The 21,162-nt window shown below is 54.9% G+C and carries 19 protein-coding genes and 1 pseudogene; 9 read left to right on the top strand and 11 right to left on the bottom strand.

The features are described from left to right. The first annotated feature begins 23 nt into the window (after window positions 1-23). Window positions 24-833 (top strand): hypothetical protein, encoded by an 810-nt coding sequence (locus ACQ4WS_RS16145; protein ID WP_436477849.1) that lies wholly within the window; start codon window positions 24-26, stop codon window positions 831-833. A gap of 330 nt (window positions 834-1,163) precedes the next feature. Further along, window positions 1,164-1,418 (top strand): hypothetical protein, encoded by a 255-nt coding sequence (locus ACQ4WS_RS16140; protein ID WP_436477847.1) that lies wholly within the window; start codon window positions 1,164-1,166, stop codon window positions 1,416-1,418. A gap of 33 nt (window positions 1,419-1,451) precedes the next feature. Here ACQ4WS_RS16140 and ACQ4WS_RS16135 read toward each other — a convergent pair whose 3' ends face one another. The 5 genes from ACQ4WS_RS16135 to ACQ4WS_RS16115 form a co-directional block, all read right to left on the bottom strand. After that, complete coding sequence (locus ACQ4WS_RS16135) at window positions 1,452-2,306, bottom strand: hypothetical protein (RefSeq protein WP_436477845.1); 855 nt, start codon at window positions 2,304-2,306, stop codon at window positions 1,452-1,454. Window positions 2,307-2,334: 28 nt separating this feature from the next. Beyond that, window positions 2,335-5,451 carry a MobF family relaxase gene (gene mobF / locus ACQ4WS_RS16130; protein ID WP_436477843.1) on the bottom strand — a complete coding sequence of 1,039 codons (3,117 nt, stop codon included), beginning with the start codon at window positions 5,449-5,451 and terminating at the stop codon, window positions 2,335-2,337. Between the two features lie 118 nt (window positions 5,452-5,569). Then, window positions 5,570-6,649, bottom strand: coding sequence for a site-specific integrase (locus tag ACQ4WS_RS16125; protein ID WP_436477841.1), 1,080 nt, complete (start codon window positions 6,647-6,649; stop codon window positions 5,570-5,572). Window positions 6,650-7,299: 650 nt separating this feature from the next. Further along, window positions 7,300-8,415 (bottom strand): DUF4062 domain-containing protein, encoded by a 1,116-nt coding sequence (locus ACQ4WS_RS16120; protein WP_436477839.1) that lies wholly within the window; start codon window positions 8,413-8,415, stop codon window positions 7,300-7,302. A 535-nt stretch (window positions 8,416-8,950) separates the two neighbouring features. Then, window positions 8,951-9,994, bottom strand: a complete 1,044-nt coding sequence (locus ACQ4WS_RS16115; protein WP_436477837.1) for a hypothetical protein — start codon at window positions 9,992-9,994, stop codon at window positions 8,951-8,953. A 238-nt stretch (window positions 9,995-10,232) separates the two neighbouring features. On the opposite strand from ACQ4WS_RS16115, the gene ACQ4WS_RS16110 reads away from it, so the two are divergent. Then, window positions 10,233-10,742 (top strand): helix-turn-helix transcriptional regulator, encoded by a 510-nt coding sequence (locus ACQ4WS_RS16110; RefSeq protein ID WP_436477835.1) that lies wholly within the window; start codon window positions 10,233-10,235, stop codon window positions 10,740-10,742. 72 nt (window positions 10,743-10,814) lie between these two features. On the opposite strand, the gene ACQ4WS_RS16105 is transcribed toward ACQ4WS_RS16110, so the two are convergent. Beyond that, window positions 10,815-11,516, bottom strand: a complete 702-nt coding sequence (locus ACQ4WS_RS16105) for a LexA family protein (RefSeq protein ID WP_436477833.1) — start codon at window positions 11,514-11,516, stop codon at window positions 10,815-10,817. Window positions 11,517-11,602: 86 nt separating this feature from the next. Continuing rightward, entirely contained in the window at window positions 11,603-12,175 is a 573-nt protein-coding gene (locus ACQ4WS_RS16100) for a hypothetical protein (protein ID WP_436477831.1), read from the bottom strand. Between the two features lie 175 nt (window positions 12,176-12,350). Between ACQ4WS_RS16100 and ACQ4WS_RS16095 the strand changes: the two genes are divergently transcribed. The 3 genes from ACQ4WS_RS16095 (at window position 12,351) to ACQ4WS_RS16085 (ending at window position 16,785) form a co-directional block, all read left to right on the top strand. Continuing rightward, the gene (locus ACQ4WS_RS16095; RefSeq protein WP_436477829.1) at window positions 12,351-14,741 is read left to right on the top strand and encodes a type IV secretion system DNA-binding domain-containing protein; all 2,391 of its coding nucleotides are present in this window, start codon (window positions 12,351-12,353) and stop codon (window positions 14,739-14,741) included. Between the two features lie 263 nt (window positions 14,742-15,004). Then, window positions 15,005-15,571, top strand: a complete 567-nt coding sequence (locus ACQ4WS_RS16090; protein WP_436477827.1) for a hypothetical protein — start codon at window positions 15,005-15,007, stop codon at window positions 15,569-15,571. A gap of 68 nt (window positions 15,572-15,639) precedes the next feature. Continuing rightward, window positions 15,640-16,785, top strand: a complete 1,146-nt coding sequence (locus tag ACQ4WS_RS16085) for an ArdC family protein (protein WP_436477825.1) — start codon at window positions 15,640-15,642, stop codon at window positions 16,783-16,785. A 238-nt stretch (window positions 16,786-17,023) separates the two neighbouring features. Here ACQ4WS_RS16085 and ACQ4WS_RS16080 read toward each other — a convergent pair whose 3' ends face one another. The 4 genes from ACQ4WS_RS16080 to ACQ4WS_RS16065 form a co-directional block, all read right to left on the bottom strand. Beyond that, window positions 17,024-17,410 carry a hypothetical protein gene (locus ACQ4WS_RS16080; RefSeq protein ID WP_077405376.1) on the bottom strand — a complete coding sequence of 129 codons (387 nt, stop codon included), beginning with the start codon at window positions 17,408-17,410 and terminating at the stop codon, window positions 17,024-17,026. 358 nt (window positions 17,411-17,768) lie between these two features. Next, window positions 17,769-18,536: an ImmA/IrrE family metallo-endopeptidase gene (locus tag ACQ4WS_RS16075; protein WP_436477823.1), complete on the bottom strand. Its 768-nt coding sequence runs from the start codon at window positions 18,534-18,536 to the stop codon at window positions 17,769-17,771. After that, window positions 18,523-18,951: a hypothetical protein gene (locus ACQ4WS_RS16070; RefSeq protein WP_436477821.1), complete on the bottom strand. Its 429-nt coding sequence runs from the start codon at window positions 18,949-18,951 to the stop codon at window positions 18,523-18,525. The genes ACQ4WS_RS16075 and ACQ4WS_RS16070 overlap by 14 nt, the downstream gene beginning before the upstream one ends. Next, on the bottom strand, window positions 18,948-19,553 hold the full coding sequence (locus tag ACQ4WS_RS16065; protein WP_436477819.1) for a hypothetical protein: 606 nt from the start codon (window positions 19,551-19,553) through the stop codon (window positions 18,948-18,950). Before ACQ4WS_RS16065 ends, ACQ4WS_RS16070 begins: the two co-directional genes overlap by 4 nt. A gap of 135 nt (window positions 19,554-19,688) precedes the next feature. On the opposite strand from ACQ4WS_RS16065, the gene ACQ4WS_RS16060 reads away from it, so the two are divergent. The 3 genes and pseudogenes from ACQ4WS_RS16060 to ACQ4WS_RS16050 all read left to right on the top strand — a co-directional run. Continuing rightward, a complete protein-coding gene (locus ACQ4WS_RS16060) occupies window positions 19,689-19,919 on the top strand; it encodes a DUF2188 domain-containing protein (RefSeq protein WP_077405346.1) in 231 nt (76 codons plus the stop codon). Between the two features lie 24 nt (window positions 19,920-19,943). Next, on the top strand, window positions 19,944-20,195 hold the full coding sequence (locus ACQ4WS_RS16055; RefSeq protein WP_150130967.1) for a hypothetical protein: 252 nt from the start codon (window positions 19,944-19,946) through the stop codon (window positions 20,193-20,195). A gap of 689 nt (window positions 20,196-20,884) precedes the next feature. Then, window positions 20,885-21,043: pseudogene (locus ACQ4WS_RS16050) on the top strand (helix-turn-helix domain-containing protein); the annotation flags it as partial. Between the last annotated feature and the right edge of the window lie 119 nt (window positions 21,044-21,162).

The following is a 21,162-nucleotide window of genomic DNA, read 5'->3' as shown; positions in this document are numbered from 1 at the left end:
TAATTAACTTATAGGAAATACTGATGCGTAAAATTTTATCCGCGCCTTTAATTGCGCTCGTCCCATTTGTGCTGTCCGCATGCGCCAACCCCGGAATGCAGGGCGGCTCGAATGTCCAGCTTCAGCAGGCCATCAACACGGTGGGCGCCATGCTTAATGGGACTGTGCCGACTTCGGCAACTGCCACTAACCCAACTAGCCGGCCAGCAGCCCCCACTATCGCTGCCGGTGAAGGCACTCCGAAATTAATTAATGGAACAAGAATTATCATCGACGGGCCTCGCCCCAAAGATCCACGCTGGGCTGGAAAAACCATTGAAAGCACACCGCTGTATAAAATATTTGATCGTAATCCTTTGCAGTCGCGAAGCAACCTTTGGCCCCGTATAAGCATTCGCCTTGACGACTACTCGGAAAGCCTTTCGTTAGTAGATTCGTCCGCGCAATATGGGCTATATGGCAACCTCGCGCGCCCTCTTGAGTGCATTAAATTCACCGCTGTAATTTGGACCTCTGAGAAGAAATCCCAAAAGGTTGATGGAGTGGTGATGTGTAGCGTAGACATCAAGGACGATGACCGATACATGAGCATTGTGGCAATGCGCCATTATGGTGGAAGTTTAGGTCCACACATGTATACGTCTGAACAGGTGCGGACCGCTGGACCGTTAATTCCGAGAAGGTTGGTGCCACAATCCACCAGCGAGGATGCTAAGTTTTATTTAAACGCTCAACATCTGCTTTCCTCACTATTCATCAAGACCGGATTCCAAGGGCCAATCGACGGTGATGCGCGGCTGTGGTTCATTAATCTCACCAATGCCAAGTTCTGATCAAAAAGGGAAGAGTAGAAAGGGGTGACTACGCAGTGCATTGCGAAATTGCCCCAAGTCGATACTCGATTGTTGGCTCAGTTCTGAGCTTACCCAGGGAATGCAGACGCGTCTAAGTATCAGCATCTAATCAAAAGATAGACGATAGAGGCGATCGCGTCTGGACACTGCCGTATGAGGAGCAGATGGTCATGGGAGATGGGCTGCCAATGAAATCGGAAGCTCATTTTTTTATACACCTGACGCACCGTTGGTATATGCTTTTGCTATGAGCGCTGAGATGGACCTCCCAGCGCTCTCTAAACCACATGTTGCCTCGAAGGGGATTGCATGATTGACGATTTGACCGGGGAACGGCTGATAATTCAAAACGGCTATTTGATCCTAGCGGCTGCTCAACGCCCACTCGTGGAAGCTATCTTGCAGGAGCATGGTTGTCCTGCTGTCTGGTCCGCTGCCGTATCTTCGGTGGAGAGCTACATCGACACTACGCCAGACGATATACGCAACGTTGCGGCGTGGTCGCTGGTATTTGACGAGAGCGATGATATTGAGGCTCTTCAAGCCGCGCTGGATGCTGAGTAGCAAAATTTGAACTTGTCCAGCACTGCGCTGACGCTATTGGCCATGCCAAGTGAGCTGCTCGCCGAGCCCAGTTGCATTGTTTCTTCGGAGAGTGGCGATATGCCATCCGCCTTGGGCACTTTTTTTGCAAACAAGAGTAATGGCATCGAACGGGGCCTGCGCTATGCCAGCGGCTAGCGCGCATTGCGGGTCCATATTTTCCAGAACCACTCGTATCTCAGCGCCGTCGTCTACAGCGCATCCATCCACGTGCAAGGCCTCAACACTTAGCTCCAATGCGATCTTGGATAGGGAGCTGCCATCCGCCCTAGTGGCAATCCAGCATGCTTGCAGCAACGCCAAGCTATACACTTCTAGGCCACCTTCCGCCATGGGCGAGTCGAGCCACGCGAGAAGTGATGGGGCCTCATATGACAGGATATCTTCTTTCGTTGGCGCCGCCAGGGCAGTCTCCATGCCAGGATTGCTGCTGGCGCTTTCTTTTACCAAGTGATGAATCTGCCCTATGGATTGTTCTAGCCTGTCGATGCGACCGCAAAGCAAGGAGCGCAGATCGTCAATGTCGCCAGCAGTGTCAAACTCCATTGTTGGTGATCCGCGCGGGCCGTCCTGCGCCTCGTCAATGTAGGCGGCCAGCGCTTTGAGCGGCGAATCTTCGATTCCCCTTGAGCGGGCAATTTCACGAAGCCGCGCTTTTCGTTTTGGATTCAGTTGAAAATAGACGCCTCGGCTTTCCCACAGACTTGGCTTGCTAGGCTTTCCGGATTTCATAGGCAAATTCATATCTTTCATATGCTCCGCATGGTTCGCCGAGCTCCTTTCGTTCAATGCATCATCCTCAGCGTTCACACTATCCATAGTCGTGCTCCTGGCAGTCATTTCGATCATTTCGCTCTTTCCCCCACAAGTAAAATCTCTATCGACTCAGCCCTAAATCGTGCTCGCCAAGCCAGGTAGCCGGCGGCCTTTTGTATGGAGATTTTCCCTGCGGCGAGCCCGGCGAATCAGCGGTGGGGGACATAGCTAAACCTATGGAGGAAGAAGGCGTCAAGATAGAGAACGGAGAGAAGCGGACAGAGCATGTCGCTGGCGAGATGGCGCCGACATTGGCCATGATATTGGGACTGGCGATGCCGTTGGCAGTGGGGCCGAAAGGCCGAGAGCCCGAACGCATTCGCCGGATTGCCCTCGAAATGAGATTTCTGAACGATGTTGCCCAGCTTGGGGAAGATGCGCTCGCTGGCGCCTTTGGCGACTCATAATCAAGCGTGGTCCCCTTAGCGCGGCTGCGCCTCATGCCAAAGGCCAAGACATCCATCGCCTTGCTTCGTTCGCTTGGCGCTCCGTCCTGCTGTTGATGGGACTCGGGGTCGCCAGCTCCCAAGGCACCAAGGTTTGCGAAAAGGGTGGTGGCGAAGCGGGAGCGGCTGGCGGCAACATAGCTCCATTCGCGATCCGCCATACGTGGATTCACGAGGACATAGGCCGATTCGAATGTGCGCCCTTGGCTCTTGTGATTCGTCAGGCAAAAGGCATGGTCAAAGCGCCCAAACGACGCGGGTATGCGAACGATCTTTTCTTGGCGCTCGTTTGGCTCGTCGAGCTCCACCACGAGCATGGCGCCGGCCGCGGCGCGCTCAATTGTCGCAATGCTGGCAGCCACGCCATTTGAAATGCCCAGCGACCTGTCATTTTTGGTAAAGACGATTCGATCGCCAGGCGCGAAGCGCTTGATGTCGGTAGTGTCGTCGCGGTGGATGATCTCGGCCTCAATTCCATCTGCATCGCGAACGATGCCTCTTTCGATAAGAGCGGCCCGCGCCTTGGCATTGAGCTCCGCGACCTCGGCGCGCGTGCCGGCAATGATCGCCTTCTGCGTCAATGCGGCCTTGTCTTGGTCCCATGCCTCGATCAGCTGGGCAACGGTGGCGGAGTGGCCCGAGACCAGCTTGAGCCTCCCGCGCTCGTCAAGCATCTCCAAGCCGGCGCGTGCCTCGCCCGTGGCGAAGAGCTCCACGGCCTTGCGCATCCATTCGAAATCGTAGCGGCCCCTCCATTTTTCAAAGGCCCGCGCCAGCTTGGCGTCGCCCGAGCAAATCGATTCGAGCGCCTGCAGCCGCGCCTCCTCTGGCGCCTCGCGCAAGGCCTGGATTTGACTCTTCGACAGATTCCCGCGCGCTTCGAGCCAATTGAGCAGGGGAGAGAAGTCGGTCCGCTGTCTCTGGATGCTGGAAATCTCGGCCTTGCCGTGGCGGATGGCTAGCGCCCGAAAGATCCCGCCCGCGTCAATAGGCTGCAACTGCTTGGCATCGCCGACCGAGACCAGCTTCGCGCCGGCCTTGATGGCCTCGGCTTGCAGGAGGCCAAACTCTCGCGATCCGACCATGCCAGCCTCGTCGAGGATCAAGATGCTTTTGGAATCGAGTTTCATTCTGCCCTTCTGAAGCGACAGGAGCAGGCTGGCGATCGTGCGCGAAGGGATGTCCGCCTCTCGCGCCAGGTTCAAGCTCGCCGCGGCCGACTGGCAGCAGCCAGAAACGTTAAACCCTGCGGCCGCATATGCCACGCCCAAGGCTTTCAAGAGCGTCGTTTTGCCCGTGCCTGCCCATCCCTCCACAAAGGCATGCCTGCCAGTGTCGCAGGCGATGTGCAGGGCCGCGGCGCGCTGTTGGTCCAGGAAGACGCCGACTCCCAGCTTGGCTTTGAGCTCGTGTTCCAGGCGTTCGAACTCATCGCCAACGACGGAGCGGGCGACCTGATGCGCTCGATCCGGGGAGAGCCGCTCCACCGAGGCGCTGATCGAAGCCTCAAGATCCAATGTGGCCTTCGAAGTGAAGATCTCTGTGAGATGCTCAGTGCGGCCCAGCTGAACGACATTGGAGTGAGCCAGGAACTTTTCGAGCTCCGCCAGGCATTCCTCCGCGTTCCAGTGGCCCATGGCCTTTTCGCAGATGAGGGCGAGGGCGTCTTGGGCGGTCGCGCAAGATTGGCTCTCCAAAAGCTCGGCCAAGACTGCATCGCGATCAATTTCAAAAGGTGTTTCAATGTCAGGCTGCGCAGGCTTGTCGTGGCCGGTTCGCATCGAGGCGACGGCTTCAGGCGTCAAGCCCAGCTTTGCGGCCATTTCCTCGAAGTTTTCAAGAAGATCCGGCAGCGAGGGCTCGGCCTTGGCGGAGCGGGTGTTGAGGGCAGCAATTTCCCGCGCGACGGCTCCATCCGCCTCAAGCATGCCGCATTCGCGCACATATTCTGCAATTTGCTTTGAGCGCGTCGACAGGGCGTCGCGTTGTCCCTGGTCGATTCCGCGAATCGTAAAGTAAGGGCCGGCTGGCTCCACGTCGAAGCCAATGCCCCGTAGCCGGCTCGCTAGCTCGACGCGAAAGAGAATGCCTGTTGCAATCTTTGCCTCAAACTGGGCGCGGTGTTCCAGGGCGCTCCATTCCTTGCTATTTTTGCGCTTGGCCAAGTTGAAGAAGAAGCCATGAATATGCAACTGGGGTTCGCCGGCGCGGCTGCTGAAATGCGTATAGCATGCTGAGATTGTGGCTCCGGCCTGCTGTTTTACTCTGCCGCCTTGGCCGTGCCTGGTGATCGAGCTGTTCTCAACATAGGCCAGAGCGCTTTTTGCCGAGTCCTGCAGGCAAGCGATGAGTGCGTCGCGCGTCTCCTTGTCTGCGCCGGCAAAGATCGCCGAGACATCTTTGACAGAGGAGAAGGTCATGTCGAGCCCCATGACATGATTGTCGCCGGCACCTTTGACCAAGGCCTCGCCTGATAGAGGATGAAATCCCTTCGCCAAGCGCTCTACATGCTCGCGCTCGGCATGGTCAGAAAGCCCGAGCAGCGCGGCGCCGCCACCAGTCCAGAATGGCGGAGGCCCCAAGTCCCCATCAGGTCCCCGAGCATAGTCGTCAAAGTCTCCTCGCTGGCGCGTCGTGTCCATAGGGCCGCCAAGATAATGCAAGTATCCCTTGGAACTGTGGCCTTTTTTAGCTTGGTTCGATGCAGAATTTATTTTCGTGATTGAAAGCAAATGACACCTCCTTATTGAATAGCAAGCTGGCTCGCTTTTGGCGCTTTGCTTTTCAAATTTCCTTGCCCAGAAAGGGGCGAAAACAAGGGGTGGCTGGGAAGCCACCCCAAGCCGAGCGTTAGTCCATCCGTTCGGCCAGCTCATCGCCCCTAAGATTTGCGTATCGGACCAGCATGGATACGTCGCTATGGCCGACAATCGCCATGATTTCAAAGACCGACAACTTGCGCTTGTAGAGCACCATCCGACTGATCGCCTCGTGGCGAAGATCATGGAATCTAAAATCAATCAGTCCGGCCCTAGTCACAAATTTATGGAATCCTGAGGAAACACTGACCGGAAGGCCTAAGAGATGGAAGACCCGGGAGTTGCCAGCGACTGCCTCTTGTTGAAGATTCTGCATGAAGGCTATGGCCTTGAAAGAAAGCGGCACTGCGCGAACCTTTCTTCCCTTGGTTTTTATCGCGGGAATCGTCCATAACCTTCTGTCAAGGTCAAACTCATCCCATTCGGCCAAGACAAGTTCCTGCAAGCGAGCGCCAGTCTCAAGCGCCATTTGCATGAGATGGAACCATTGATTCCGAGATGGCGCCTTGCATGCTTTGAGGACCGCCTCCAAGCGTAGCTGCTCTGGTTCGGAAAGGCGTCGCGTGCGCCTATTTTCCCAATGTTTCGGGAAGTGTTTTTTGGAGAAGTTGAGCTGCTGGGCCGGAAGGTTGAGGGTCTCCGCTCGCCACCTGCAGGCCATCGACATAATTTGCAGATGAACCGCGATTGTTGAATAGCTGAATGTAGTGCCAATCCTGGTTTTTTTTGTCAGCATGCGTGCGATGTAATTTTTATTCCACAAGGGCGTCACGTCCTTGAGCGTTATATTGCCGATCACGCGCAAAATCGTCGGCGCTGTTTTTTTATGTCGCGGAATAGATTCATCGCTTTCGCAAAAAGCTTGGACAATGTCTCGCAGGCGCTCATCCATCAGGCCGGCGAGCGTAGCTTGTTTTTTGTCGAGGCGCTTCAGTTTTTTCGATCGTTCCTCCGCAAGCTTTTTAAGCTTTGCCTCGATAATCTTCGAAAAATCTTCGGCATCGCATCTTTGCTCAAAGGTTTTCACAACTGAGGTTTGCCCCTTGACTCGAATGGTTGCCTGCCAAGTGCTCGGCTTGTTCTTGCGTGGTCGTTCAACGATGGTAGCCATATTTTTCTCCTAGGTTTGGTTTGAAGGTGCACCGCATACTTCCGATGAATGGGCTTTTCTGCCGGCCGCATGTCGGATCTATAAACGGGGTTTTAGCAGCGCTAATGCCGCGCTACATCCACACACAACAAATCCCGTAAACGAGACGGCAGCGCAAGGCCTTGCGGGTTATGATTTCGGGCGCGTCTACACAAAAAACCTACCTCGCGGAGCACCAAAAACTCTCTCAAACCACTCTAAATACAGTCGTGTAACGACATAAAATTATCTTTTGAGCCACAAAACATTGCGTAATGTGAGTTTTTTGGGGCATATGAAGCAGATGAATTAAATCGGTGCAGCGCAGTGCAGCGGAGAAGTATCCGATGAGCGGTAATTTTGTTGTGTAGAGGGCTTGATTTAAAAGCGGTGTTCGAGGGATGCCGCAGTTTAGAATTCTGGTCGGTCAACGTCGAAGTAGGCGGAAATGCAAATATTTACTTTTGGATGTGAACTGAAAACGTTCTGCGCCGAAACGACGAACCATGCGAGAAGCATGGTTCGCGAAGAAATCCAGTTTGAGATGAAAGCCCATCAGCTTAATGGCGCGCTGCGTTAAGGATGGCTATAGCCGTATAGAGGTTCGAGAAAACGCTCTCACGGCCAGATGATCACGCCTTCATCTGTCGACGCAACGGCACCATGAGATCCTCGGCGAGCTCTGCAGCTTGGAAGAGCAATGCAGCCCGCGGCCGATCGGTGGACGAGGTCGGCGCCTGTTTCCCGCTGGCCATGCGCATTGTTCCGGAATTCGGACTGGCTTCCTGCTCCGCTCGCGTTCGCCAGCCCATATACTCACTCGCCTCGATCGATGCTGCCAATGCGACGTGCGTAATGCGCTGGGTCGGGTCGATTTTGTCTAAAAGCCATGCTCCGAATGCCAAGGCTGCGCTGAGTTCTCGCAATACGTCCTCTTCGATGACGGCAAAGGCGCCGAATCCGCTGCGATTGTCGAGCTCTGTTCGATCTAGGCAGAGGCGGAGTAAAATCGAGCCGTTTTCTTCAAGTTGGATTTTAGCGCCGCGCTCCTGCTCCAACACGAGAGCAGCGCCTTCGATGCCACAGTCAACCCCCTTCGACCTGACAAACAGTTTGGGCTCGATAAAAAGAGCCTGTTGGTGGAGCGCTTCGGCCAGAACGGGAGCCTCCAACTCGGCTGGCCGCAGAATTTGTTGGATAGGGCCACCAACGATGCTGACCAAGAGGGTCGGGGAGGCATGACTGTTTTGCCGAGCCTTGGGCAGCAAGCTTAGAGCCGCAGCCGACAGCGCAGCCTTGTCGAGAGGCCCTGCCGTGTTCGCAAGCTGGTAGTCGTGGAGGGCGCGCGTAACAAGGTCCCGGAGTTCGTCGGCAGTTTTAAAGCCTGCGCGAAAATGTCCAGCCTGCCAAGCACCCACCTCGGAGATAAACTTCGCCTGCAGATCGTCTCGCTCAACACCCTCTTGCACAAACATCAAGATAGGTTTGCTTCCCCGAGCTTCGAGATACTCTTCATGAGTAGGGGAGACTCCTGACGAGCCTTGGATATATCCGTAACGGGAGCCAAGTATGAGGACTACCAAGTTCGCTGACCGCAATCCCTGCAGACACGCGATTTGGGGCGAAGTGGCCTGCGCGCCGAAGTCTTCCGCAACTACGGGTTCGTGGCGCAGGGCGACAATCGCTGACTGCGCTGCCGCTCGGAACTGCTCGAATCCACCGATTAGTGAACTGATGAAAATTTTCATGCAAAGTCTCCAATGTTTGGCCATCAATCTATATTGTAATCGCTCTCACGTTGGGGCTTTTCACGTTTCGATCTTCGGCTTGCGCAAATAACTCTTAGGCCAAGCCGATAATGAAAAGTCATCTATTCTCACAAAGGATAAGGGCCGATTACGACGAGCACGGCATTTCCGCAGATGGCACGGATTGGAATTCCAATAAGTCCGCGGCGGGAGCGCCGCGGAAGCTTCGAGGTTGGCGTAGGGAGTTGGCGCGGCTTGCCCAAAGGCAAAGCCGCGGTCAACGGTCTTCTATTCTATATCTATTAATAATCTATAGATGTAGGCCCTGCGTCCGGTTTAAACCCGAGGAGCTTCCTACTGGAACCCGAGCATCTTTCGTATTAAACCCGAGTTATTTTGGTGAACTTCCCATTTGCACACGAGCAATTTCCTGATTAAACCCGAGCTGGCGAGCATTCCGGAAATTCATCTGCTCCGTTAAACCCGTCAGCCCGTTTTTTTGATGAACAGATCATCCCAAATCAGGTCTGGACGCTCACAGCGCGACCCTGCGAGTCGTCGGATACGACAGGTCGTTTGGTTCGTCGGAGGATTCATACCAAGACGGGGCAGAGTAGGATGGCTGCTCTGGCCCGTGTGTGATGACAACAGTCCAAGCGTCGCTGGACTTCCCGTTTCTGATAATTTCGAAGTCTGCGACAAGCAAGGTTGCAGAGTTTCTCAACTCTGTCAGAGCGGTAAGTATCATCGCTGGAAACGTCCGTTGCTGTCCCTCGAAGCCGCACAGTTCTCGTATATAGCCGATCGTGAGCCCAGGAAAGCTTTTGTGGGTGGATAGAAAATCATGGAGCCACTGAGCGAGCGAGTAAGCTAGCCCATTGCGGCGGCCACAATTAACTTTGAATTGATAGTCTAGGCTCAAGGCCGCGGCCATCCATGGCATGTCCATCTCAACAAAATACTTCTTTTCTTGGCGATAGGCGGCCGCGACCAGCTTCCCTGTGTGGGCATGGCCGTCGTGAAGCGTCACTTCTATGGTCGCGCGCGACAATCGCTCGACGCTTTGCCAGATCCGCCGCAAGGCGCCACCGCAGTGGTCCGACGACCCCATCAGCGTTGCAATTGCCGCCAGCTCTATGCGGATAGGAACATTATGGGCAGGCGCTCGCTTGACAATGTTCATGACGGCATGCCAGACCTGTTTGTCCCTCATATACAGCCGTTCGCCACAGAGCGTTAACGCGTATTTTCCCTGTGCCTTTACGGGGCCATCGTGGGGTATGCCTAGCACGGTCCGGCCGGAGCTAAATAGGGCGCTTCTTGCCATAAATGCGGGGCATCGATCAGGGTCAAAGAAGCTCGGCAGGCGCAAAGGGTAATTTTTAGCCGCCGGCAGAGCTATTTTCTCAGTTTCCCGCATGTTCTTAACCGGGACAGACTGAGTTGCAATATAAGTGGCTGCACTGCGTGGCCGAGCCGGCTGCGGAAGATCCCAGTCATCTTCTGGCGCCGGAGCCTCTATTGCTACGCCTTCTTGTCCATAGTTTGTCATCATCTTTTCCTCTCGTGGTGATTTCATGTGATCGGCTTCCCGGAATGGAAAACGATTAGGCCGGATGCTTGGCGCCTGCGATGACAGGCGTGCGCCGTCAAGCCCTGACAGGTTTGCTGGGCAGTGTCGGAATATTCCTTTCAATGTATTGGAGCGGCCGAGCGGCGCGGTCCTGCCGTCTGTCGGCGGGGCGGCTGAAGTTCCTAACCGTGGACAGTGCTAAGGCTGGGCCAGTCGGCCACGGCCATTCACCAACGGAGAAAAGATGAACAGCTTTTATGGAAAACAATGCAATTGCGTAGGGGAATGTCGCTGCTCGAAGGATGAAGACGCTGGCACTCTCTCTCTTGCGGCCACGGCGCAAGCAGAGCGCATGCGCGTGAAACTCATGCTCGTCAAGGACTTTCAGGTGCAGTCGGCATTCATCAATGTCACTAAGCTGGCTAGCATTCTCGGCATTTCCCCCTCGACCATTTGGCGGCAAATACGGAACAGACAGTTTTTCATTCCCTATCAAATCTTCAATTGCACCCCGATGGTTTGCATAGATGACTTGGTGGAGTGGTATTGCTCACGCGACTGCCTGTCTGCGTTGGAGGCCGCAGAACTCGAAGAGCGCGAAAAAGACGAGAAAGAAAAAACCAATCTTGCCCGCAAGATGAAGGACGAGGCAATGTCGCGGGCGCGAGCCGCAACGATCGTTGAAGACGCCATGGCTGCTTTGGGATTGGCCGGCAATGGCAAACGCGGGACTGGCTTTCGGCCGGGACGCTGACTCGTCAGGTGTGTAGTGGACTAGGCCGCAAGAGCAATGCTCTCGCGGCCTAGTCCACTTATGTTTTGATGTTCAATGAATGCTGATGGGTGGGATAGCCACGACGCCGAGAATGCGCATGTCCGACTCCTCAAGCACGGGAATGGCTTCAAACGCTGGGTTCGAGGCGACCAAGATATATGCGCCACCGATAATTTTAAGTGTTCTCACCACGCGGCCGACGCCAACGACATCTGCGAACACGATGTCGCCATCCTTGGGCTCTGCATTGAGCTCGATCTCGACCATGTCGCCGTCCTTAATGCCAAGCTGGCGCATCGAATCCCCCTTGATGCGCACTTGCTTTTTTGCATGTGTAATTGCTGAGTCCATGCGCGCATGATGACTTTTCTTCGCTATTTCCTCGGCTGCGTCGACAGCGACGGGTGAGGTGAGTGCGACTGGTGATACTGCTGCGGCAGCGCCGGCGCCAGATGCAGTCGCTGATTTCGCTGACAACTGATTCGGCGCTTGCTTGCGATCGCGGGTTTCTCCGGCGATGCGCCACTTTTCAAAGACCGCCGCGAGCGTCTCGAGAGGCGCATCGTTAAGCGCATCCTTGTTTGTCAAAGCGTCAGTGGCATCCTTCTGGACGAGGTCATAGGAGGAGAACCCGTCGAAAGCAAAAATGTGCGCCTCCAGTGGCGAGAGCCCGGCGCTTGCGGGCTTGGCCTCGGTGGACTTCGATTGAGGCGCGGGCTTCCCCGTGCCATTTTTCTTAGTGTTTCGAATCATTGGAGAGAGCCTCTTCGTTTCGCAATGCGCCGCGATCTCAGCGTGGCATGAGCGGTAGGAAGAGTGCTTCCGCCGTCATAGCCGGATCAGAGTCTCTCCGACTTTTTAAACTTTCGCAAGACCCGTTTTCTTGCCGCGTCGTATGCGGCAACGGTCAGCCCTAGTGAGGATCTAATTTCTCTCGCGGGCATGTCCGACAGAAGGCATGCGAGAACGTCTCCGGCGACAATGTCGGCGCTGGCTCGAAGCTGGCCCAGTATCGTTTTGGTGGAGATGCTGTTTGCCAATCTGGCCTCGGCTTGCAAGACTTTCTCCTCGGCGGAGATGTGAAAGTTTTCCCCCTCGAATGACCATTCGATAATGTCCTCGATGGAAATGCCAGAAGCCGTTCGGGTTGATTGCTTGTTTCGATCAGCTCCGGCAATGCTGCGCATGGTCATGACCATGTAGATCTCAAAAATGACGCTCTTGGGCCAGCGGCGGCGCTGATCCAATGTCAGGAATAGGGCTTCATGCATGAGGTCCAGCGGCTCGGAGAAATGGGTTCCCTGTATGTATTTCCGCGCCACCCCTAGCAAGATCTGTTTTTCGCGAGCGCTGATGTTGGCGTAGGCGAGCATTGTTTCTTCCGGTGTTCCATATTGCGTCATTGCTGTCATTTGCTTCCTCCGAGTAGTTGTCTTCCTGCCTTGGTCTGCAAACTGAAAGCGACTTCTGCCTAGCCGGATTTGTTTGGCTGACCAACGGCGGCGCCGGCCGCTCGTCAAGCTGGTCAACGTCCATGTCGGAAGCCAATTCTCCTTCGCAGTGCTGTTATTGGCATAGGGAGAAGCGATGAACAACGACCGTGGTCGGACCGAATTTGACTGGGGCATTTCAGCCCCCGCCGCGCCATCAGTGGGGCGGGTGAATGTGGTGGGATGGATCGGCGCCAGCGCGACGCTTGGCGCTTTTCTCGGGATTTTGGCGCTGATGTTGTCTTGGCGGGCGTTGCCTTGGCTGAATGACCCTCCGGGCTCCATCTCGCTCCACTTCAGCTATCTCATTCGCTCGGCCCTGCATGGCGTTTGGAGCTGGGCATTTTCAGATGCGGCCCGCAGTTATGCCCAATTTCTGGAATCGCTGTCTGCGGGGGAGAGGATTGCTCTGATCTCTCGCGTGATGTTTGCGCTGTGGGTCGCGTGCCTGCCCGCGGTGTTCCTGGCGAAGATCTACCTCGCTCCGCGCAATGGCCTGCTTGTGCTGAGAGGATCGGCGCGCCATGTGGGCGCCCAAGCGGTCGAGGCGCTGAATTTGGTGCTCGCGGACCGGGTCAAGCGCCGGCCTGATCATCCGATTGCCCCGGACGTGCCTTATCCAGCTGACATGTGGACTAGGCACGTCCTAGTGGTGGGAGGCGTGGGCTCTGGCAAATCGACGGCGCTCAAGCCGATGATCCAAGCGGTGATCGAGGCGGGCGAGAGCCTGCTCCTTTTCGATCCGAAGGGAGAGTTCACAAAGGGCTTTGGCGAGCCAGAGATCATGGCGCCATGGGATGCCCGGTCCCTGGCGTGGGACATCGCGAAGGACATGCGGAACATCGGGGACATGCGGCGGTTCGCCGCAGCGATGATCAAGGAGGCCCAGGACCCGATGTGGTCCAACGCGGCGCGGCAGATCGTGGTCGGCTTCATGATCTATTTGAAGACGACGCGGGGAAGCGCGTGGGGATGGCGCGAGCTCGCCGAGATGATGTCGATCCCGCAGGCCAATATTCTGCAAATCATGGAGGCGTGTCATCCGGAGGCGATGCGGTCGGTCGAGAAGGCGTCGGTTACGACGCAGGGCATTTTGATCAATCTCTCGTCGTTCTGCGCGTCGATCTTTGACCTAGCCGAGGCTTGGGGCGAAACACCGGAGGATCGCCGCATCAGCTTTGTGGAATGGGCGCATGGTGGGACACATGGCGGTGAAGGGGGCTGCGGTGTTGAGGAGGCCGTGGGCAGGCAAAGTGCTGGGAAGGGCTGCGGGCCAGTTGAGGGGGCAGATGGCCGGAAGGGTGGAGGGGGGAATTCCCGCGGAGCACGCCGGCAAATCATTCTGCAAGGGCATGGCGCTTATCCGGAACTTACCAAGGGCTACTTGGAGGGCATCATTGGCACCGTCTCGGCGATCGTGAATAGCGTGGAGATGGACGACGACGAGAGCCGCAAGCTGTGGATCATCGCCGATGAGTCGGCGCAAATGGGCAAAGTGCCGATCCGGCCGCTCTTGGAGGTCGGCCGCTCGCGGGGCGTGCGCTGCATTTTGGCTTGCCAGGACTTGGCGCAGCTAGAGGAGATCCATGGAGCGCTCATGGTGAAGGCGATGGTGTCGATGGCCGGCACGGTCCTGGTCGGGCAGCTCATGCAGGGCGACACCGCGGAGCAGATGTGCAAAGCTTTGGGCTCAAGGGAGGTTGAGCGATCGAATATCTCCTATGCTGGTAATGGAGGGAGTGGCTCAGGGAGCTCGACGACGCTTTCGTTCGCACGGGACGAAATTGCCATCTACAAGCCATCGGAGCTGGGTTCCCGCCTCGGCCCAACCCCCGATGGCAAAGGTGTTCGCCTGGCGCTCTTTACCGGTGGCCAAGCATACGAGCTGTTCTGGCCCCATTACAAGATGAAAAAGGCGCGGGCTGCTCACGTGCCGGCTGCATGGACTCAAGATGTCAGCCGAGGTGCGGGCTTTGTTGGCAGCCCTGCGGCATCCTCCCCGGCCCCGATCGCAGCATCAACCCTAGCCGCAGCTCCAATCCCAGCCGCAACCCCAGCCGCAACCCCAGCAGAAACCCTAGCCGCAACCCCAGTTGCAACAATATCGCCAGCCGCAAAGGCAACTCCAATCTCTGGCACAGCCTCAGTGGCAGCTCCTGCATCAGCAGTGCCAGCAGCAAGCACGGCTCTAATTCCAGCCGGGCACACTGAGCCAAACACTTTTTATCCCGATTCGTCTGGCTCGTTCGCTTTTTCCCGTGTTCCACTTGGAGCCAGCGTTGACTCGCCAGCATCGAGGACAGATTTTCGCCCGGAACTTGCGCCATTGACCAAAATTGAGCCGGTGCGCAGTGAGCTGCCCAGCGATTTGCACGACTTGCCGAGCGTGGAGGAGCTATCAGCTATGCTGAATGAAGCTCTTGATCTTAAAAAAAAGAGGGCATCCAAAAAGACTGGCGATGCGAGGAGCGATGCGCTCAATGACTGATGAATTTGCATCTTTGGCCGAACGATGGCGGCGACCGTTCGTCGCAGTCTTGCCAATTTCCTGGCAAGCAATCGGCGAATAACCACGCGCCAAAGCAGTCCCTTGCATAGCTGAACGGAAGAAGCATATCTAATGCTGCCGGCAAGGGCCGCAAGGAATGGTGCGGGGACGTGGCCAGCATCAGCGGCGAAGGCGGTGGGAGGGCAGGGCCGGAGCAAGAAGCCAGGTGTTGGATGTCGAAAACATGCTGTATGGGAGGTTTGATGAAAAAAATGAAATCAAGACGAGAAAACGGTTTCAATTGCTCGGGTTTCATCATCAATAGGCTGTGCCGTGCGGAGGTGCGCGAAAGCCCACGAGGTGCCTCGTTAGCCACTCAAGCCATTGCTAACGAAGACGAGGTCCTAGCTGATCTGGATGTCGACCTTGTTGGGGACTTGGGCAACGACCAGGATTTGTTGTCTTCAAGTGACCGAGCAGGTATTGGCGCACCCATTGAAGCCCCTATTGAAGAGGAGGTCCCCATTGAAGAGCTCAATACTAAATTTCGAAAGAGCTGCATTCAAGATCGGCAAGCTGATAAGGAAAAATACGCGGGGATGCTTTTTGTAAAGCTGGAACTCTGCGTTTACGTGCACAGCAAGTTAAAGGAACGTGGCGGTGTGGAGCGAACCAGCTTGTCGCGGGAACTGGTAAATGTGATCCGAAAAATGCTAACGGAGCAGGCGCACATGGATCGAGTTCATCAAAGAATTTGCGGGGCAAGCCTGGCGCCGCGCGCGTTTTCCCAAGACCAGAAGGGCGGCCATCAGGATATTGATCCCCAATAGGTCTTTGTAATGTAGGGGGGGGGACGAACTGATCAGGTCTTCATAGTGGCAAAAATAAGAGGTGAGACATGCGTGTCGAAAACCCAGCTGTGCAATTTAACGGACATGCTCGCTCTGCAGGCGAAAATGTTGGAAATAAAGCAGACGTGAAATCTGAGATCGCTCTCACACTGATTGAAGCGATGAAGAACGGGAATACCCCCTGGCAAAGACCTTGGGCGGCGCAAGCTCTCAGGCCAGTGAATCTCGCCACGAACAACGGATATCGAGGCATAAATAGGCTGCTGCTTGCTTTGGGGAGCTGTCTTGATGCTGAGGGACGCTCCGATCCTCGGTGGGCAACCTATCAGCAGGCGCAAGCAAATGGCTGGCAGGTCAGGCGTGGCGAGAAAGGGACATCGATCGTGAAGTTGGTTGAAGTCGGGAAATCTGCGAGCCCGGATGCACATCAAAGCTCTTCTGCTGGCAATCGTCAACCTGCCGGCAGCGTCAGATCTAATGCCAATGCCAATGCAAATGCCGGAAGTGGAAGTGGAGGGGGCGGGGGAGGCGCGGGCGGTGGACTTTCAGGTGCGCGGAATGCGCAGGCGGGAGAGGCCGAGCGCAAGGCTTTCGCGCTGCGCCGATACGTCGTCTTCAATGCTCAGCAAATGGATGGCGTGCCACCTCTTGAAGCCCCATCTGAAAAGCTGTTCGATCCTGTTGCCCGGGCGGAGGCGGTGATCCAGGCTCTCAAAGAAAAGACGGGCTTACTCGTCGTTCATGGTGGCACCGATGCATGCTACGTGCCGGCCCTGGATGAAATACGTCTGCCGGCCAAAAAGTCATTCCATAGCGTCTATGACTACTATGCGACGGCCCTTCACGAGGGGGCGCACAGCACGTTGCACAAGAAGCGGCTGGACCGGCAGGAGGCGATCGCCAAGCGTTGGGGCGACGAGGCATATGCCGTGGAAGAGCTGAGGGCGGAGATCTGCTCGGCGATCCTGGCGGCCGAGACAGGCGTGCCAATGTCTCAAAGCCACATCGACAACCACGCGGCCTACCTTCAGCACTGGATCAAGGCTGTGAGCACTGATCCGATGGCCATTTTCTCTGCAGCGAAGGATGCCGAGCTTATGGCGGAATACATGCTGGGCTTGGAGCGGAAGATGGCGGCGATCGAGCCGCACAAGGAATGGATCGAAGAGTATGACAACGCGAGGAGCGCATAATTATTTCCCTTCAGCTGAGCTAACTGATAATCTTGGCCTCAAGTTCATCGAGGGCGAAGTTGACGAAAAATAAATTCCCATGTGAATCAAATTTTTCACCATTTTAGTTGATTTTGTGATACTATATCGCAGTGGAATAGAGTGGCACCCGAAAACCCGCACGGGAAGATATTCCATACCTGCCCAATTCCAAGTCTAATCAGCTTACGGAAACAGGTCCGGTAAAGCCATGTGCTCATTATGAGGCGGGGGTATCAAGCTGTGAATGTGTTGTAAGTGCAAAACAAGATCCGCGTGCAATAGAGGGTCCTTCTAAGCCTAAAAAGACCAAACCTGTAAAGGCAGAGTCTGTAAAGGACAAGTCAGCGAAGGCTGGGTCTAAAAAGGCCAAGTCGACAAAGGCGAAGTCCGAAAGTGGCAAGCCAGCGAAGGCGAAGTCCAAGAGGACCAAGTCAACAAAGGCGAAGTCTGATAAGGCGGCTAGCTGCGTAACCGTGGCAATGCAAGAAGGTGTGTTTGATGTGATCTCAAAAGCGGAGGTAATAATGAAAAGTTCGAAGAAAGTTAGTGCAGTGAAGAAGTTAGTAGGTTGGATGATGTTTGCAACAGCAATGAAAATGAGCATGCTTCCGTAAGCTGATTAGTGATAAAAAGACCCGCCGAAGCGGGTTTTTTTTCGCCCATCGCTTTTGCTAAAGCGGCTTAGCCGATCGACACGTGCCCGTTCTCGATCGAGCTGGAGCGACCCACTAATTTGTGCGAGGCGATCATCGCCAGCAAGCCCACCGGCATGGCCGAGTCACTGATGCTTCGAAGATTAGCAGGACGCTTTTCGCGGCGGCGTTGTTAGATGATATCGGCATGCCTCTGCCTCTGCCATTAGCGACATGGCCTATTGGCCCGTAGTGAAAGATTTTATGGGCGATGGGTATGCGAGCTAAAGATTTGGATAAGCGCCTCACCCCGCATGCAAGCCAGATGCCTTACTTGGACAGGCTCAGGAGGCTAACGACTGTGCCGTCTTGAACTCGGAAAGATTGCGACTTGACTTGATATCTCGATGCTTCTCGATCCGAAAACCATAGTTGCCCTCCCTCCGTTTTTATTCTTGTTTTGCCCTCGCCTTCACCATACACCAAATCAAAAGCCTCGGTGTCATAGTGCAGCTCTCTATTGAGGAATAGATTCTCAGGTGCTTTGGGGCTTTTGAAAAACCACGCAAGACCCCTGCGAACATGACACACAACCCATGCAGGGGCTGTGGATGTTCGAACCATCTTAATGCACGTTGCGGTTATGCTGGCGTTGAACGTTGCGCCGAGTTTTTGCGCGCTGTCGATAGTCAGAGGCTTGCCACATGCAGCTGGAATGAATAGATAGCTAGGGAGCAAAAGCTGGCTAGCGAAGCTATTCGCAATGGCTTCGCCGTCGCGCGATGCATCGCTATGTGGACCTATGTCTTTGCTCGTGCAAAGAAAGCCGCTGCGTCCGCGATCAAGTTTCAAGTGCCCAAGCTCATGTGCCAGTGAGAACCTCTGCCTAGTAATGATGCTCTTGGAATTGATGGTGATGACAGCTTTGTCCCCATCCGCAACAAGCCGGGCCTCGCAGCCGCAAAGAGGGCGACGATGGACGGTTGCTCCCATGTCGAATGCTATCGCATCCAAGTCGATGTCGACGGGGTCGGATATGCCATAGTTCCACAACAAGGCCTCTGCAGGGCTAAGCTGGGAAAGTTCAAAGGGGGTCATGATTGTCCTTGACCGCCCCCATCTCAATAAAATCATCCCAGAGCGATAACCAGTCGTCGTCGGAAAGTGTTTTTCCATCGCGGAATGCGACGGCTAAATTGGGCCTGATTGCCAAAACAGCTTGTATGCGTTGCTTGATTGATTCCAAGCTAGGTCGCGAGCGCGGCTCAGTCGCCCTGTTTTGCTGAGACTCAGCCAGGCGCTGCCGTGCCAACGCTAGCTTTTGCCGCTTGGCTTCCGCGATGAGTTTCATAGCGCTTGAGCGAAACTCATTGCCGAGCTTGGCAGTGTCGAGTCCATCCTCTTGCGCTTCCTGCATTAGTTGTTCGTCCGTTAAAGCATCCACCTCGTCACTGAGAGCCGCTGCGATTCGGTTTGCTTTGCGGAGCAAATCTTTTTGGGTGTGGTGAGTCATTTTGTCCTCCGTCCACGAAAAATAACGTCTGCGCCACGGCGCAATTTTTTCCTTGCCGACTCGTATTCCGTGACGGTCAGTCCGAATTCTTCGATGAGAACACCCCGTGGTGTTCCGTCTTCCAGAGCTGCCAACACGAGTTCGACGTTGTCATCTCCTTTGAAATGCGCTTTCAGCTCTTCGATATCGGCTTGCAGCGCAAGGAACGCGGCATTTTCAATAAGGAGATCATCTGTGCCAGGTGCGCCTGCGATGTGAGCCAGGTTGCCATCCGAGTATCTGTCATCGTCAAGGTCACATTCAAGTGTTTCATTGATCACTTGTTTTAATCCACGCTGGCCGTTTGCAATACTCTTCATCGCCCCGAATATGAAAATTTCAAAAGGCAAATCCAATGGCCAATGGCGCGTTCCCTGCAATGTTCGAACAATTGCTTCATTGAACAATGCCATCGGATCTCCATCTGGCGCGCCGCCAGTCCAATATTTCATTTTCTTGCATAGGCGAATAATGTCCACATCCTTGAAGGCGCCTATGGCAACCTCGAGCCGCGCCGCGATGTCGCTGGGCGCCGCCATATCTACCGGTTCAGATTGTCGCATCGCTTTTTTCTCCTCCGCCACATTGTAGGCTGGCTACATTGAAAAGTCGGACAAAATTTTTTTTTGTCCGACTTTCTGATTTCGTCAGCCTATGTTTATGTGGGGCACTTCCGCCCCATCTTTAAGGAGCATTCCATGGCAAAGAAAAATAATCAACACGTCGTCCCTAATTCGACGGGCGGTTGGGCGGTGCGACGGGAGCATTCTGAGCGTGCGACGGCAATTTTGCCGACAAAACAACAGGCTGTCGACCGCGCACGTGAAATCGCTGCAAATCAAGGCGTCGAACTGGTCATCCACACAAAGGATGGCCGGATTCAAAACAAAGACAGCCACGGAAACGACCCGTTCCCACCACCAGGCTAATGCTTGGCATCATTGGAGAATCGCATGATCGACATTAAATTTAAGGTGGGTGGCCGAGAGGTGAGCCCGAACAATTTGAAAAGCGTTCTGGAAAAAGCCATTTTTCAAAATGTCCGAGACCAGATCGCCTCGCGCGTTGGCCGCATCTCTTGCCCCGAACATGGCAAGTCACCTCAAATAATAGGAGAGGGGCGGGATCTTTCCTCGCTGAAGTTCACGGTCAAAGGATGTTGCGACAAAGCTGTCAATGAAGTGCGACGTCGCATGGGCGCCTAGTCTAGGTGGCGACGAATATTGATGTGAAGGATGCCGCAAGGCCGCTGGAAGCTGCATGCTAAGAAGCGTGCGGCTTTCAGCCTGTATTTGCAAGTCGCCGGCTTTGATTAACTAAGCGTGGCGTGAGCAGTTTAGGATCAGCTGGGCTGGTGCAAGCTGAAAGTATTCGGATGCATTGAAGAGAAAATATGCGCCATGAGTTGTGGCAACAAAACAAAGGGCGCGCAATGAGAACTGAACAAGAAATTTTCGATGAGCTGGGCGCGTTATGCGCATCACCGCGCGGCAGGGCGATGATCAACAACTGAAAACCGATTTTGACAAGGCGATCCAGGCATCGTGTAATCGAAGGTAGCCGCCGGCTATCAGTCTCCATCAGGCTACTGGTGGACAATTGGGACCAGCGCAGCTCACCCTGCGAGTATAAGTGGGTCACAGAAAATAATTTGCATGAGGGTCCATTTGACCCGTCCCGATACGATAAAAGTTTAGGAAGTGACGGGTGCAAATCGGCCGAACGAAAGCCTTGATTTCACTCGATCTCCTTCCCTTTTATGGGGTCATTTTGCGTGCAAAATGACCCATGTTAAGTTGCACTGAAAATTGACCCACTTTCCCCACGAATTTGCAACGGAATCTGACCCACGTTAGTAGCACAATTCCACCTGTCTTATCGGCAGGAGATCGGAGTGATCAACGTGGCTCTACTCGGTATCATTCGACGCTGGCACCTTCGTGACCAGATCCCAATACGAGAAATCGCCAGGCGACTGGATATCTCTCGCAATACCGTCCGACGCTATCTGCGATCGGAAACCACTGAGCCCTCCTATGCGGAGCGGCGATCAGTTAGGGAAGCGCTGATTTATTCTCCAGTTGCTGTTCACGGCAGCGCGCCGACCTGAGACAATAGCGACACGTTCATTGCCCCGCCACCGATCATGCAAAAGAGCTTCTCAGACCTCGA

The organism is Janthinobacterium leeuwenhoeki, from assembly GCF_051380795.1.
Classification (GTDB): domain Bacteria; phylum Pseudomonadota; class Gammaproteobacteria; order Burkholderiales; family Burkholderiaceae_D; genus Janthinobacterium.
The sequence above is the reverse complement of the archived record's forward strand: the minus strand, read 5'-3'. Positions and strand labels throughout refer to the sequence as shown.

Coding starts and splice junctions, on each gene's coding strand:
- ACQ4WS_RS16140 (WP_436477847.1), top strand. CDS start 1,164: ATGATTGACGATTTGACCGGGGAACGGCTGATAATTCAAAACGGCTAT.
- ACQ4WS_RS16065 (WP_436477819.1), bottom strand. CDS start 19,553: ATGCGACAATCTGAACCGGTAGATATGGCGGCGCCCAGCGACATCGCG.
- ACQ4WS_RS16080 (WP_077405376.1), bottom strand. CDS start 17,410: ATGCTCATTTTCATTGCTGTTGCAAACATCATCCAACCTACTAACTTC.
- ACQ4WS_RS16055 (WP_150130967.1), top strand. CDS start 19,944: ATGATCGACATTAAATTTAAGGTGGGTGGCCGAGAGGTGAGCCCGAAC.
- ACQ4WS_RS16090 (WP_436477827.1), top strand. CDS start 15,005: ATGAAAAAAATGAAATCAAGACGAGAAAACGGTTTCAATTGCTCGGGT.
- ACQ4WS_RS16115 (WP_436477837.1), bottom strand. CDS start 9,994: ATGAAATCACCACGAGAGGAAAAGATGATGACAAACTATGGACAAGAA.
- ACQ4WS_RS16095 (WP_436477829.1), top strand. CDS start 12,351: ATGAACAACGACCGTGGTCGGACCGAATTTGACTGGGGCATTTCAGCC.
- ACQ4WS_RS16145 (WP_436477849.1), top strand. CDS start 24: ATGCGTAAAATTTTATCCGCGCCTTTAATTGCGCTCGTCCCATTTGTG.
- ACQ4WS_RS16110 (WP_436477835.1), top strand. CDS start 10,233: ATGAACAGCTTTTATGGAAAACAATGCAATTGCGTAGGGGAATGTCGC.
- ACQ4WS_RS16105 (WP_436477833.1), bottom strand. CDS start 11,516: ATGATTCGAAACACTAAGAAAAATGGCACGGGGAAGCCCGCGCCTCAA.
- ACQ4WS_RS16070 (WP_436477821.1), bottom strand. CDS start 18,951: ATGACTCACCACACCCAAAAAGATTTGCTCCGCAAAGCAAACCGAATC.
- ACQ4WS_RS16135 (WP_436477845.1), bottom strand. CDS start 2,306: ATGATCGAAATGACTGCCAGGAGCACGACTATGGATAGTGTGAACGCT.
- ACQ4WS_RS16100 (WP_436477831.1), bottom strand. CDS start 12,175: ATGACAGCAATGACGCAATATGGAACACCGGAAGAAACAATGCTCGCC.
- ACQ4WS_RS16120 (WP_436477839.1), bottom strand. CDS start 8,415: ATGAAAATTTTCATCAGTTCACTAATCGGTGGATTCGAGCAGTTCCGA.
- ACQ4WS_RS16085 (WP_436477825.1), top strand. CDS start 15,640: ATGCGTGTCGAAAACCCAGCTGTGCAATTTAACGGACATGCTCGCTCT.
- ACQ4WS_RS16060 (WP_077405346.1), top strand. CDS start 19,689: ATGGCAAAGAAAAATAATCAACACGTCGTCCCTAATTCGACGGGCGGT.
- ACQ4WS_RS16125 (WP_436477841.1), bottom strand. CDS start 6,649: ATGGCTACCATCGTTGAACGACCACGCAAGAACAAGCCGAGCACTTGG.
- ACQ4WS_RS16075 (WP_436477823.1), bottom strand. CDS start 18,536: ATGACCCCCTTTGAACTTTCCCAGCTTAGCCCTGCAGAGGCCTTGTTG.